This is a genomic window from Acinetobacter sp. YH12138 (assembly GCF_015218525.1).
GTDB classification, from domain to species: domain Bacteria; phylum Pseudomonadota; class Gammaproteobacteria; order Pseudomonadales; family Moraxellaceae; genus Acinetobacter; species Acinetobacter amyesii.
Genome location: NZ_CP048670.1, coordinates 1,808,400 through 1,822,182, shown reverse-complemented (window position 1 = coordinate 1,822,182; position 13,783 = coordinate 1,808,400). Strand labels below are relative to the sequence as shown.

Sequence of the window (13,783 nt, the reverse complement as noted above, 5' to 3'; positions counted from 1 at the left end):
TGGTAAGTAACTCTACCTAAGACTTCTCATCACAAAAAGAGAACTAATGAAATTAGGTAAAAATTACACAATGTTACATGGTGAACAAGAAATGTGCATTTGAAATATTTTGTTGCAAATGTGCATCACATCATCTGTAGTGAGATGATTTGAACAGGTCGAATATGAGGTATGCACAGTCTTGGTGCGTAATTAGAGGGAATGCGCAGTGACAACGGTTCAAATGGAAAAAACGAGAATAGAGCATGATTTATTGGGGGATAAAGCAGTCCCGCAGTCATGTTATTACGGTATACATACATTGCGTGCCATCGAAAACTTTCAAATATCAAAGCAGCATGTCGGACAAAATTTAAACTTTGTACGCGCTATTGCTCAGGTAAAAAAAGCGTCAGCAGAAACCAATTATCAATTTAACTTAATACAAGATGATATTCGCCAAGCGATTCAGCAGGCGTGTGATGCATTGATTGATCATCCTGAACAATGGGCAGATTCATTTCCAATTGATATTTATCAAGGTGGAGCAGGCACTTCTATTAACATGAATGCCAATGAAGTCATTGCCAATATTGCCCTTGAGTCGCTCGGAGATGCGAAAGGCAGTTATCAACGGATTCATCCCAACGACCATGTTAATAAGTCACAATCCACCAATGATGTCTATCCAACAGCGCTGCGTCTAGCAACATTTAGCGCTTTTGATGCTTTATTTGTGGTTTTAAATCAGCTAATTGGAAGCTTACATATTAAAGCCGATGAGTTTAAACATGTCATCAAAATGGGGCGTACACAGTTACAAGATGCTGTTCCGATGACTTTGGGGCAAGAGTTCCGAGCATTTGCAACATTATTAAAAGAAGATTTGAAGTTGATTGAGCAAAATCGACAGCTTCTATTGGAAATTAATTTAGGTGCGACGGCAATTGGCACTGGCGTGAATTCTCCTGCGGGTTATGCAGCGAAGGCCGTTGAAAATCTAGCTCATTTGACCGGTCTAAAATTGCAAGGTGCAGAAGACTATGTCGAAGCAACCAGCGATTGTGGCGTATTTATTTTATTATCCAGCTGCTTAAAACGTTTAGCTGTCAAACTTTCTAAAATCTGTAATGACTTACGTCTTTTAAGTTCGGGGCCACGAACAGGTTTAGCGGAAATTCGTTTACCTGAGTTACAAGCAGGTTCGTCCATTATGCCTGCAAAGGTCAATCCTGTGATCCCTGAAGTGGTCAACCAAATTGCATTTCGAGTGATGGGCAATGATTTAACCATAACTTTAGCCGCAGAAGCAGGGCAATTACAATTAAATGTCATGGAGCCGGTCATTGCATTGTCCATGAATGAATCGATTGAGCTTTTGGTGAATGCCGTAAAAACATTAGATAGCAAATGTATCCAAGGAATTCAGGCAAATGAGCAAGCATGTTTTGATGCTGTGATGCGTAGTGTAGGAATCGTGACCTTACTCGATCCATATTTAGGTCATGCAAAATGTGATGAAATCGGTAAGCAATGTATTGCCGAAAATAAAACCATTCGCCAAGTGGTTTTAGAGCAAGAGCTGTTAACTGTAAGTCAATTGGATGAAATTTTCTCGATTGAAAATTTAGTTTCTGAAGTGACACCATTTAGTATGCCACTCGCTCAAGTGAGTTAAATGCTTATTTAAGACTTTTAAATAGCCCCATGATGAGTAAATGACGAAGGTTAATCCTTCGTTTTTTATTTGAAGAAATCAGTGGTAAATCTAGAAAACTAATCTGATGGCAGTGATGTTTTAGATTTCTAAAAGAAAGTATTGGGTTGAAAATAAAACGCTATATTTGCTTAAGATCGTAATTATAGTTCTATATAGTCATGAAGGTTTGGATGAAAAATTTAGCGCATAGATAAAGTCAGAAATACTTTAACTTGCCCAAAAAAGGATGTAATCGAAGTACAATAGGTTTTTTATCATGTTGTAGATAGTCAGATGTTTAATAAGTTAGTCGATTTATTCAAAGGCGCTAAAGAGTCGCCTGAGCAACTTTACTTAGAACAACACCACATTCAATATGATGAAACTCAGGGCTATATCATTGAAGGCGTAGTTTTAAATACTTTGTCTGAACGTATGGAATACTTGTCGAATAGAAAAATGACAAATTTCGATGATTTAAAACAGCTCTATGCCACTGCAATGATTATCAATGAAAAAATAGACTTGGAAATTGCAAATCAACGCTTTGTTGCACGATTAGGCAATACTGAAGAAAATCTTTTGCAATTTAAACACTATGTCAAACTATTGAATGATTATTATCGTCAATTCATCCGTGATCGTAAGTAAGTGAATGGACTGCAGTGTTTGAGTTTGATGGGTGCGTTTAGGGTACTCATCAATAGAAAATACAATCGCAAATCCACATTGGTTAAAACACTGTATATAGTTGCTTAAATCTCGGAATGTAAAAAGCATCGTGTTAATATGATCACTAAGTGATTAAAACATTAAAAGCTATTTACATCATGTTCCAGCAAGAAATTTCACAACTCAATCTTAAACAGCTCAAAGCTGGCGAAAAGCGGTGGGTCGGAAACTTACAGGGCTCATCTGCTGCATTATTATTTAAAGAAATTAGCAAACAATCGAAACAGTTGTTTGTGATTGTAGCACGTAATAATCAGCATCTCGGGCAGTTAGAAAGTGAGCTGGAATTTTACGGAATTAAGCCGACTATTTTCCCTGATTGGGAAATTTTACCTTATGACCGCCTATCGCCACATCAAGACATCGTTTCTGAGCGCTTGGCGATTTTGTCCAATATGCCACAGCAAGGTGTGTTGTTGGTTTCAGCAACAACTTTAGCGCAGCGAGTTGCGCCTGCATCTTGGGTATTAGGTGAACACTTTGATATTAAAGTGGGTCAAAAATTTGATATCGAACAACAAAAATTAAGATTAGTACAAGCGGGCTATCACTTGGTGGATACCGTTTATGATCATGGTGAATTTGCAGTACGCGGCAGCATCATGGATATTTACGCTTCGGGGCAAAGTTCACCGATTCGTATTGACTTATTTGATGATGAAATCGATACCCTCAAATTCTTTGATCCTGAAACTCAGCGAACCACCCAAAACTTAGATCATTTTACGGTTTTACCTGCAAAAGAATTTCCATTAAAAGAAGCGCGCTCACTGTTTCGTGATCGATATGCGGAAAATTTTCCGACGGCAAATCCAAAGAAAAATCCAATTTATCAGGATGTACAAGATGGCATAGCTTCACCGGGTATTGAGTTTTATTTTCCGTTGTTCTTCTCTGAACAAGCCATGAAAGAGCAAAGTACGCTATTTTCGTACTTACCAGAGAATGGCATTGTCATTACAGATAAAGCTATTGATGACACATTGATTCAGTTTTGGTCGGATATTGTGCGTCGTTATGAAGACCGCCGTCATAATGTCGACCAACCGATTTTGCCGCCAGAGCAGATTTTCCTACAACCAAATCAAGTGTTAGAACAATTAAATCTTTGCCGTCGTATCGTGGCTTCGCCTGAGGCTTTTGATGAACGCACTGGCGTGATCAATCTTGCAGCTGAGATTCCACCCCGTTTACCTGTCGATCCAAAACGTGAAAAGCCATTTTCTGCGGTTAAGCAATATATAGATGCGGCAAATTATCCAGTGCTATTGGTGGCTGAAAGCGCAGGTCGACGTGAAACCTTAAAAGATGCATTGCGTCCAAATTTGGGTGATATCCCGACGGTCGAAAGTTTTGATGATTTTATGCATTCTATGCATGCGATTGCGATCACCAATGCGCCCTTAGATCGTGGTTTATTGCTAACTGACAAACTCAGTGTAATTTCTGAAAATCAGCTTTATGAACACCGTGTGGTTCAACGTCGTCGTAAACGCCAACAGGAAGTATCAGAAGAGTTTCTTGTTCGTAGTTTAACCGAGCTCAGTATTGGCGCACCTGTGGTTCATATTGATTATGGTGTGGGGCGATATGCAGGTTTAATTACCTTGAGTATCGATGACCAAGACCATGAGTTTTTGCAGTTAGACTATGCCGATGCAGCTAAGGTGTATGTCCCTGTAACAAACCTGCATTTAATTAGCCGATATAGCGGTGGTGACCCTGATCTAGCACCATTACATAAATTAGGCACAGATGCATGGTCTAAAGCCAAACGCAAGGCTTTAGAGCAGATCCATGATGTGGCGGCAGAACTTTTGCATATTCAAGCACGTCGTCATTCGAAACCGGGTTATGGATTTGAACTGGATCAAAGTCTCTATATGCAGTTTGCCAGTGGCTTCGCCTATGAAGAAACTTTAGACCAAGCCAATGCTATTGAAGCGACACTGTATGACATGCAACAAGCGAAGCCGATGGATCGCTTGGTTTGTGGTGATGTCGGTTTTGGTAAAACAGAAGTGGCCATGCGTGCTGCATTTGTGGCAGTACAAAATAACAAACAAGTGGCTGTACTTGTTCCAACGACGCTGTTGGCACAGCAGCACTACGAGTCTTTCAAAGACCGTTTTGCGGACTGGCCTGTACGTATTGAAGTCCTATCACGCTTTGGTTCATCAAAATCACATACCAAAACCATTGAAGACCTCGCAGAAGGCAAAGTGGATATTGTGATTGGCACACATAAAATCTTGCAGGAAAGTGTGCAATTTAAAAATCTCGGCCTCATGATCGTGGATGAAGAGCACCGTTTTGGTGTACGTGATAAAGAGCGAATTAAAGCCTTACGTGCCGATGTTGATATGCTAACGCTAACTGCAACGCCTATTCCACGTACGCTTAATATGGCTTTTAGTGGCATGCGTGATCTATCTATTATTGCAACGCCGCCTGCACGTCGACTTGCTGTGAAAACCTTTGTACAAGAGCATACTGGAGATTCGATTAAAGAAGCGATCTTGCGTGAATTGCTACGTGGTGGACAAGTGTATTTCTTACACAACGAAGTCGAGACCATTGAACGTACGGCAGAAACCTTACGGGAATTGGTTCCTGAAGCACGTGTTGCGGTTGCTCATGGTCAAATGCGTGAGCGTGAACTAGAGCAAATCATGCAACAGTTCTATCACAAAGAATATAACGTACTGGTGTGTTCAACCATTATTGAAACTGGGATTGACGTACCAAACGCCAATACCATTTTGATTGAGCGTGCAGATAAACTTGGACTAGCGCAGTTGCACCAACTACGTGGTCGTGTTGGTCGATCGCACCATCAAGCCTATGCTTATTTACTAGTGCCTTCGCTCAAAGGTCTAAAAGGTGATGCTGAAAAACGCCTAGATGCCATTTCTCGTGCATCGACTTTGGGTGCGGGTTTCATGTTGGCTACAGAAGACTTAGAAATTCGTGGCGCAGGTGAGTTGCTAGGTGAACAGCAAAGTGGCTCAATGCAAACCATCGGTTATAGCCTGTATATGGAAATGCTTGAAAAAGCCACCAAAGCCATTCAAAAAGGCAAAACACCTAATTTTGACTCACCATTATCATTAACGGCTGAAATTAGCATGCATATACCAGCCTTAATTCCAGATGATTATTTAGGTGATGTACATCAACGGTTATTGTTCTATAAACGTATTAGTAATACGGATACTCAAGAGAAACTCGATAACATTCGTATGGAGTTGATCGATCGTTTTGGCTTACCACCACAAGCAGTTAAGCAGTTATTCTCTGTCCATCAGTTGCGTTTAAAAGCGGAACAATTGGGTATTACTAAAATTGATATCAGCTCACATGGCGGCAGTATTGAGTTCTCGCCAGATACACCAGTTCAAGCCATATCCATCATCCAAATGATGCAAAAGCATCCGACTTTCTTCCGAATGGAAGGTGGACAGCGTCTAAAAGTGATGGTCATGCTCGAAGAATATGACAAACGCATTCAATTTATAAATGACTTATTAGACAGTTTACTGAAGGAATTAGCGCCAAATCACTAGATTTGGCGTATAAATTGCTTGTTTAGAATGAGTAGATTTTATGCGTGTTTTTTATATAGAAGAAACGCTTGATTTTTTTGAAAAATTTATTAGAGTCATAAGCAAGCAACGTTTTATTCAAATACAGTTTATTTGTAATGAAACGTTCTGTACAGAATATTCACACCCATAAGGATGTGATAGTATTAGCCATCATTCTAATTTTGCATCATTTATAAAGATATGTTTAGTTTACATCCACAACTTGCTCAAGATACGTTTTATGTAGGCGACTTTCCTCTGTCAACATGTCGTTTGATGAATGATATGCAATTCCCGTGGCTTATTTTGATTCCACGTGTTCCGGGAATTACAGAGCTTTATGAATTAAGTCAGGCAGACCAAGAGCAATTTTTACGTGAGTCAAGCTGGTTATCAAGCCAATTGTCACGTGTATTCCGTGCAGACAAAATGAATGTAGCTGCATTGGGTAATATGGTTCCACAATTACATTTTCATCATGTTGTTCGTTATCAAAATGATGTGGCTTGGCCGAAACCAGTTTGGGGTACGCCAGCAGTTCCTTATAACAATGATGTCTTGGCACACATGCGCCAAACACTGATGCTTGCACTACGTGGTCAAGGTGATATGCCTTTTGATTGGCGTATGGACTAATCCCGATTTACGGACAATATCAGGATAGTAGAAGAATGAGTGTCCGTATGGGGGCGATCGAGTGCCGTTAGACAATTTAATCAGCAAAGAGCCTAAACAGTTTGAATATTTTCATCGTTTGATGGGATATATCATGCTGTCTTTGGTGATTGTTGTCTATCATTACACTCAGCCAGATACGCAATATCAAATCTATATTCCTGCATTTTTATTTTTTCTGATTTTAGTCGTTCCTAAGTTTTCTCATTGGTTAATTTATCGATATAGCAATCAAGTTAAGCGTAATGTGCTTTTTCTGATCGATATCATAGTAATTGCTGTACTGATGTCTGCAGTACATTTAAGCCTTGTTTTAACTTTTCTTGCGGTCTTTGCGCTGCTATATACAACCATTTATAACAAAATTAATTTCTTAATGATGTCCTTGGCCGGGATTGTAGGCGTCACTGTATTTTATTTATGTAATATTTATGTCTTTGGTTTTCAAGAATATTTTGAGTCAACCAGCAGTGAGTTAACCGTTCTAGGTTTTTTGTGCCTTATTACGTATTTCAGTGTGGGGACATTTTATCAACACACCCAAGTTCAGTCTTTAAGCAATAAAAAGAACCATTATTATGATCAGATGAATCGTTATATGGAATTCGCCAATCAATTGAGTCGTTATGCGCCAATGCAGCTTTGGCAATCGATTATGAAAGGTGAGTCTGAGGCTAAAATCGAATATAAACGTAAAAAACTCACGATTTTCTTTTCAGATATCCAAGGGTTCACAGAACTTTCTGAAACATTAATCCCAGACGATTTAGCATTTCTACTCAATGACTATTTGAGTCATATGACTGAGATTGCCAAACAGTATGAAGCGACTGTCGATAAATTTATGGGTGATGCAATTCTAATCTTCTTTGGTGATCCACATAGCCAAGGTGTAGAGCAAGATGCAAAAACCTGTTTAGAGATGGCAATGGTTATGCGTCAGCAAATGAAGTTACTGCGTGAACGCTGGATTAAAATGGGTTATCCGCCGCTACACATTCGTATGGGTATTTCTACAGGGTATTGTCACGTTGGGAACTATGGTGCGGCTCACCGTATGGCTTATACCATCGTTGGACGTGATGCAAACTTGGCTGCAAGATTACAAAGTGCGGCCGAAGTCGATGAAATTTTGATTTCAGACGATACGCATCATTTAGTTAAAAATGACTATTTATGTGCGCCCAAAGCACCGATCTTCTTAAAAGGTATCAAAGGCCCAGTACGTACTTGGCAAGTGATGGAAAAATACACCTCACAGAAAACAGATTATCAGCGTTGGTTCGACTACGAATATAAAGGCTTTAATCTATTGTTGAACTTAGATGAAGTACAAAACTTTGAATATCCTGAACTAATACATGTTTTAGAACGTATGATTCAACGCTTACAAACTCAGCAAAAAATGACCAATTCTGCTGGTATTGTTAAACTGAATTTAGAAGACGAAGTGATCGAAGAAGTCAAAAAAACTGAATCTCACTCTTAATTTCATATATACATTATAAAAATTAGATCTAATCGTATTGCCTTAAATTGTAAAAATAACTCAATTCATTCTTTTATCAAAACGTCTTCTTTTTTTTAAATTGTTGAATAGTTTTATGCATAAAAAAGCCAGTTACGATGAACTGGCTTTTTGATTATAGAAAATTATCTATAAATTAATGATTTTCTGAAGCATGGTTGATGGTGTATTTAGGAATTTCAATTTCCAAATCTTCATCTTCAATTTTTACTTGGCATGACAGGCGAGAGTCTGGTTCTAATCCCCAAGCACGATCGAGAAGATCTGCTTCGACATCATCCATTTCATCTAGACCATCAAAACCTTTACGTACAACCACATGGCAAGTGGTGCACGCTTTAGACATATCACATGCATGCTCAATTTTGATGCCGTTTTTTAACATGCTTTCGCAAAGGTTAGCATTTGATTCGACTTCAAACTCAGCGCCGTTTGGGCAGATTGTTGCGTGAGGCAGTACTTTAATACGTGGCATAATCTTGACCTATAAATTAATTTGAGTTTGACCAGTCATCGAGTTTTGTGCCTTTCAGTGCGGCATCAATGTGCTGATTCATACGAGCTGCAGCAAATGCATCACTATGTATTTTAAGCTGTTCTACAGCATGTTCAATAGCTTTAATATCTGTCGTTTCAAGTGCAGCATCTAAAACAGTGCGTGCTGCAGTGAGGGAACTGAGTTGCTCTTGGCTGAGAAGTTGAGCATCCACTTTAAGTGCTTGATCAAGTGCTTCAAGTTCACGTTTTGCTTCCACTTTGGTTTCTTGAAGATGACGTAAGTTTTTGTCTTCTTCAGCAAACTTATAACCATCAATTAGTAATCGTTCAGTGTCTGCATCAGATAAACCATAAGATGGTTTGATGTCAATTTGAGCATGTACTCCAGAAGTGGTTTCTTTGGCTGACACCGTGAGTAAACCATCAGCATCGACCTGAAAAGTCACTTCAATGCGTGCTTGACCCGCAGTCATCGGTGGAATGCCACGAAGCACGAAACGACCTAGACTACGGCAATGTTCAACCAGATCACGTTCACCTTGTACAACATGAATCAACATCGCTGTTTGACCATCTTGATAGGTTGTGAATTCTTGGCGACGAGCCACTGGAATAGCTGTATTACGCGAAATAAGGCGCTCAACCAAACCGCCCATGGTTTCTAAACCTAAAGAAAGCGGTGTGACGTCTAAAAGCAATGAACCATCTTTAGAGTTACCAATAAGCTGGTTCGCAGTAATCGACGCGCCAATGGCCACAACTTCATCAGGGTTAATTGTGCAGAGTGGTTCTTGATTGAAGACATCTTGAACAGCTTTTTGCACAGCATATGAACGGGTAGAACCACCGACCAATACCACATTTTGAATATCGCTAAGCTCAAGCTTGGCATCACGCATGACACGTTTACAAACGCTGATGGTTTTATCTAAAGCAACTTTGATGATGGATTCAAAAGTAGGGCGGTCTAAAGTCAATGATTGATCAAGAACTTTAAGCTCTACAGATTCAGCCTCGGTTAGAGCTTCTTTTGCTTTACGAGCAGAAACGATGAAATGTGCATATTCAGAATCATCTAAAGTTTCAATATTCAGTTGTTTTTTCGCCCATTTTACAATCAGACGGTCTAAATCATCACCACCAAGCGCCGTGTGGCCACCCGTTGCTAGAACTTCAAAAACACCTTGAGAGAAACGTAAAATTGAAACGTCAAAAGTACCGCCACCCAGATCATAGATCACATAGTTTTGATCATGTGCAAAATTGGTGTCTTGGTCTAAGCCATAAGCCACTGCAGCAGCAGTAGGTTCATTTAATAGACGTAGTACATTTAAACCTGCAAGCTGAGCCGCATCACGCGTTGCTTGACGCTGTGCTTCATCAAAATAGGCAGGCACTGTAATGACAGCACCATTTACTGGATTGTTTAAGCTGATTTCTGCACGGTCTTTAAGTTGTTTTAAAATTTCAGCAGAAATTTCAACTGGTGTTTTACGACCTTGTGCAGTTTCAAAAGCAGGCATTTCATTCGCTTCACCGACTAAGTTGTACGGGTGTTGGAATTTAATATCTGCCTTAGAGCGACCCATAAAGCGTTTTACAGAAACGATGGTGTTTTTAGGATCAGTCGTTAAGAATGCCTTTGCGTCGTCACCATATTGCGTAGTGGATTCGCCATAGTGTGCAATAGAAGGGAGTAACACACGACCATGTTCATCGTTAAGCACTTTCGCTTTACCAGAAAGTACCGTGGCTACTAAAGAGTGTGTAGTCCCAAGATCGATACCAATTGCGATGCGGTGTTCATGCGGCGCACTTGATTGACCAGGTTCTGCAATTTGCAAGAGAGCCATGTGTGTTACATCCTTTGAACGTCAAATATAAAAAATAAATTAAAAATCATCGTCTAAATCAAAGCTATCGTCGTCTAAGAAGCGATCTTCAGCTTTATCGATGTCAGCCATTACTTTTTGGAAGAAGCGTAATTTACGTACGGTATCACGTGCTTCAGCCCAGTCTTCGTCGTCATAATCAATTTTAAATTCACGAACCAAACCGTCAATCCATTGCTGAACTTCAGTTTTAAGTGAAGTGAGGTCATCAGCAGAGCCTGCCTCATCTAACTGTTCACGAATTTCTAAGGCATCTTGTAGGAACTCAAAATCACTAATCGATTGATCAAGGTGATAATCTTGTTTTTTGAGACTTAAAAGATATGCAGCGCGGCTATCAACATTGGATAAAGCTTTAAATGCTTGATTAATCTCACTAGATTTTATCAGGGCTAGATCTTTGTCTTCGGCTTTATCTGGATGATATTGTTGCTGCAACTTTAAAAATTCAGCTTTTAAAACTGCTAAATCAATATCGAGTGCTACAGGTAAGTTAAACAACTCAAAATGATTCATGGGAGATGGTGTCCGCAATAGAGGTGCAAAAAGTGTTGCTTTAAATGCAATTAAAACAGTGAATTTTACACTGTTTTAATGCGAAAAAGGAGCGTGGAAATGGCTTAAACCGTAAACGATTCGCCGCAGCCACATTCGCCTTTTTTATTTGGGTTATTAAATTCAAAACCTTCGTTTAAACCATTTTTCACATAGTCCATCTCCATACCTTCAAGATAAACTAAGCTTTTTGGATCAACGAATACTTTTACGCCAAACTGATCGAATACTTGGTCATGCGTGTCAATATCATCGACAAACTCAAGTACATAAGCTAAACCAGAACAGCCAGAAGTTTTCACGCCAACGCGAATACCTTCACCCTTACCGCGATTCTTGATGTAATTGCTGATATGAGTTGCAGCATTTTCAGTTAAATGAATCATGAAAACTCCGTTAATCTTTTTTAAAACACGTAAACAATTAAGCTTTTACTTTCTTGCTACGGTAGTCTTCTACAGCAGCTTTGATTGCATCTTCAGCAAGTACAGAGCAGTGTACTTTTACTGGTGGAAGTGCAAGTTCAGTTGCAATATCAATGTTCTTAATTGCTTGAGCTTCATCAAGAGTTTTGCCTTTTAGCCACTCTGTTACTAATGAGCTAGATGCAATTGCTGAACCACAACCGTAAGTTTTGAAGCGAGCTTCTTCAATTACGCCGTTGTCATCAACTTGGATCTGTAAACGCATAACATCGCCACAAGCTGGTGCACCGACCATACCTGTACCAACGTTTTCTGCATTTTTGTCTAAAACACCAACATTACGAGGGTTTTCGTAATGATCAATTACTTTTTCGCTATAAGCCATGATGCTTCTCCAAACCTCGGGGTCAGCCTTAAGATTAATATGGGGGTGAAATTACGTTAATCAATGAGATAGCCTTAAAATAAAAGCTATCTCACCGGGATGAATTAGTGTTCAGCCCATTCTACAGAATTAAGGTCGATACCTTCTTTGTACATGTCCCAAAGCGGTGAAAGATCACGTAGTTTTTCAACTGCTGCTTTGGTAATTTCAAGTACGTGGTCAATATCGGCTTCAGTGGTGTATTTACCAAAGCTGAAACGAATCGAGCTGTGAGCCAATTCGTCTGAAAGACCCAATGCACGAAGTACATAAGATGGTTCTAAAGTTGCTGATGTACATGCAGAACCAGAAGATACTGCGCAATCTTTAAGTGCCATCATTAACGATTCACCTTCAACAAAGTTAAAGCTGACGTTTAGATAATTTGCAACGTTGTATTCTGGGTGACCGTTGAGGAAGACTTGTTCAAGATCTTGCAAGCCATTCCAAAGTTTGTCACGAAGTACACGAATACGAGTTTGTTCAGCATGCAGGTTTTTGCCGGCAAGTTCGAACGCTTCGCCCATACCCACGATTTGGTGAGTCGCTAACGTACCTGAACGCATGCCACGTTCATGACCGCCACCGTGCATTTGCGCTTTAATACGTACACGTGGTTGACGACGTACATAAAGAGCACCAATACCTTTAGGACCATAGATTTTGTGGCCAGAGAAACTCATCAAATCAACTTTCATTGTTGAAAGATCAATTTCTACTTTACCAGCAGCTTGCGCAGCATCTACATGGAAATAAGTTTTGTTTGCACGAGTCAATTCACCGATTGCAGCTACATCTGTAGTTGTACCGATTTCATTGTTCACCATCATCAAAGATACAAGAATTGTATCTGGACGAAGGGCAGCTTGAACCATTTCAGGTGTAATTAAACCAGTTTTTGCTTCTGGCTCAAGATAAGTAATTTCGAAGCCTTCTTCTTCAAGCTCGCGGCAAGTATCAAGAATTGCTTTATGTTCAATTTTACTTGTAATAATGTGTTTGCCTTTAGATGCATAGAACTGAGCAATACCTTTAAGCGCAAGGTTGTCAGATTCAGTAGCACCAGAAGTCCAAACGATTTCGCGTGGATCAGCTTTTACTAGATTAGCAACTTGTTCACGTGCATATTCTACTTTTTCTTCTGCCTGCCAGCCGTAAGCATGAGAACGAGAAGCTGCATTACCAAAAGTACCGTCAAACGTTAGACATTCCATCATACGTTCTGCGACTTGAGGGTCTACAGGTGTAGTTGCTGCATAGTCAAGATAAATAGGACGCTTCATGTCAAATACCTGTAACCGATAAAAGGGCTGAATCAAAGTTTGCTGAATTTTGACGAATTGATACGGTTTGAACGTTATCGCGTGCTACAAGGTCAGCAAGGGTGATTTTTGCAAGATAATCGGCAATGTGGTGGGAGAGTTCCTGCCATAAATCGTGAGTCAAGCACATTGCACCATTTTGGCAGTTGCCTTTGTGGTCACAACGGGTTGCATCAACTGTTTCATTTACAGCTTCAATAATTTCCAAAACAGTGATGTCTTCAGCACTACGAGCAAGGTGGTAACCACCGTTTGCTCCACGGATGCTGGAAACTAAGCCGTGACGCTTTAATTTTGCAAATAACTGCTCAAGATAGGCCACTGAAATGGTTTGACGAGCTGCAATTTCTGCAAGAGTGATCGTTTGTTCAGTTGGCTGCAAAGCTAGATCAAGTAGAGCAGTCACTGCGTAGCGACCGCGAGTTGTTAAGCGCATGATTCGATACACATGTTAAGTCTAGATGTGC

Annotated in this window: 12 protein-coding genes; 5 read left to right on the top strand and 7 right to left on the bottom strand. The window is 39.9% G+C overall.

Features of this window, described 5'->3' with window-relative positions:
• Nucleotides 1-208 precede the first annotated feature (208 nt).
• The 5 genes from aspA (at nucleotide 209) to G0029_RS08820 (ending at nucleotide 8,161) form a co-directional block, all read left to right on the top strand.
• On the top strand, nucleotides 209-1,657 hold the full coding sequence (gene aspA, locus G0029_RS08840) for an aspartate ammonia-lyase (protein WP_180109709.1): 1,449 nt from the start codon (nucleotides 209-211) through the stop codon (nucleotides 1,655-1,657).
• Nucleotides 1,658-1,972: 315 nt separating this feature from the next.
• Nucleotides 1,973-2,329: a hypothetical protein gene (locus G0029_RS08835; RefSeq protein ID WP_180007827.1), complete on the top strand. Its 357-nt coding sequence runs from the start codon at nucleotides 1,973-1,975 to the stop codon at nucleotides 2,327-2,329.
• A gap of 179 nt (nucleotides 2,330-2,508) precedes the next feature.
• Nucleotides 2,509-5,976: a transcription-repair coupling factor gene (mfd, locus tag G0029_RS08830; RefSeq protein WP_180106712.1), complete on the top strand. Its 3,468-nt coding sequence runs from the start codon at nucleotides 2,509-2,511 to the stop codon at nucleotides 5,974-5,976.
• Nucleotides 5,977-6,198: 222 nt separating this feature from the next.
• A complete protein-coding gene (locus G0029_RS08825) occupies nucleotides 6,199-6,633 on the top strand; it encodes an HIT domain-containing protein (RefSeq protein WP_067762788.1) in 435 nt (144 codons plus the stop codon).
• A 61-nt stretch (nucleotides 6,634-6,694) separates the two neighbouring features.
• Nucleotides 6,695-8,161: an adenylate/guanylate cyclase domain-containing protein gene (locus tag G0029_RS08820; protein WP_078193484.1), complete on the top strand. Its 1,467-nt coding sequence runs from the start codon at nucleotides 6,695-6,697 to the stop codon at nucleotides 8,159-8,161.
• 175 nt (nucleotides 8,162-8,336) lie between these two features.
• On the opposite strand, the gene fdx is transcribed toward G0029_RS08820, so the two are convergent.
• The 7 genes from fdx to G0029_RS08785 all read right to left on the bottom strand — a co-directional run bounded on the left by fdx (nucleotide 8,337) and on the right by G0029_RS08785 (nucleotide 13,752).
• Nucleotides 8,337-8,675, bottom strand: coding sequence for an ISC system 2Fe-2S type ferredoxin (fdx, locus tag G0029_RS08815; RefSeq protein WP_078193483.1), 339 nt, complete (start codon nucleotides 8,673-8,675; stop codon nucleotides 8,337-8,339).
• Between the two features lie 16 nt (nucleotides 8,676-8,691).
• A complete protein-coding gene (gene hscA, locus G0029_RS08810) occupies nucleotides 8,692-10,551 on the bottom strand; it encodes a Fe-S protein assembly chaperone HscA (protein WP_180106467.1) in 1,860 nt (619 codons plus the stop codon).
• A gap of 39 nt (nucleotides 10,552-10,590) precedes the next feature.
• Entirely contained in the window at nucleotides 10,591-11,106 is a 516-nt protein-coding gene (gene hscB, locus G0029_RS08805) for a Fe-S protein assembly co-chaperone HscB (RefSeq protein WP_180034816.1), read from the bottom strand.
• 104 nt (nucleotides 11,107-11,210) lie between these two features.
• Complete coding sequence (gene iscA, locus G0029_RS08800) at nucleotides 11,211-11,531, bottom strand: iron-sulfur cluster assembly protein IscA (RefSeq protein WP_078188668.1); 321 nt, start codon at nucleotides 11,529-11,531, stop codon at nucleotides 11,211-11,213.
• Nucleotides 11,532-11,568: 37 nt separating this feature from the next.
• Nucleotides 11,569-11,955, bottom strand: a complete 387-nt coding sequence (iscU, locus tag G0029_RS08795) for a Fe-S cluster assembly scaffold IscU (RefSeq protein WP_078188667.1) — start codon at nucleotides 11,953-11,955, stop codon at nucleotides 11,569-11,571.
• Between the two features lie 104 nt (nucleotides 11,956-12,059).
• Nucleotides 12,060-13,277: an IscS subfamily cysteine desulfurase gene (locus tag G0029_RS08790; RefSeq protein ID WP_078193480.1), complete on the bottom strand. Its 1,218-nt coding sequence runs from the start codon at nucleotides 13,275-13,277 to the stop codon at nucleotides 12,060-12,062.
• Between the two features lies 1 nt (nucleotide 13,278).
• The gene (locus G0029_RS08785) at nucleotides 13,279-13,752 is read right to left on the bottom strand and encodes an Rrf2 family transcriptional regulator (protein ID WP_078188665.1); all 474 of its coding nucleotides are present in this window, start codon (nucleotides 13,750-13,752) and stop codon (nucleotides 13,279-13,281) included.
• Nucleotides 13,753-13,783: the final 31 nt, after the last annotated feature.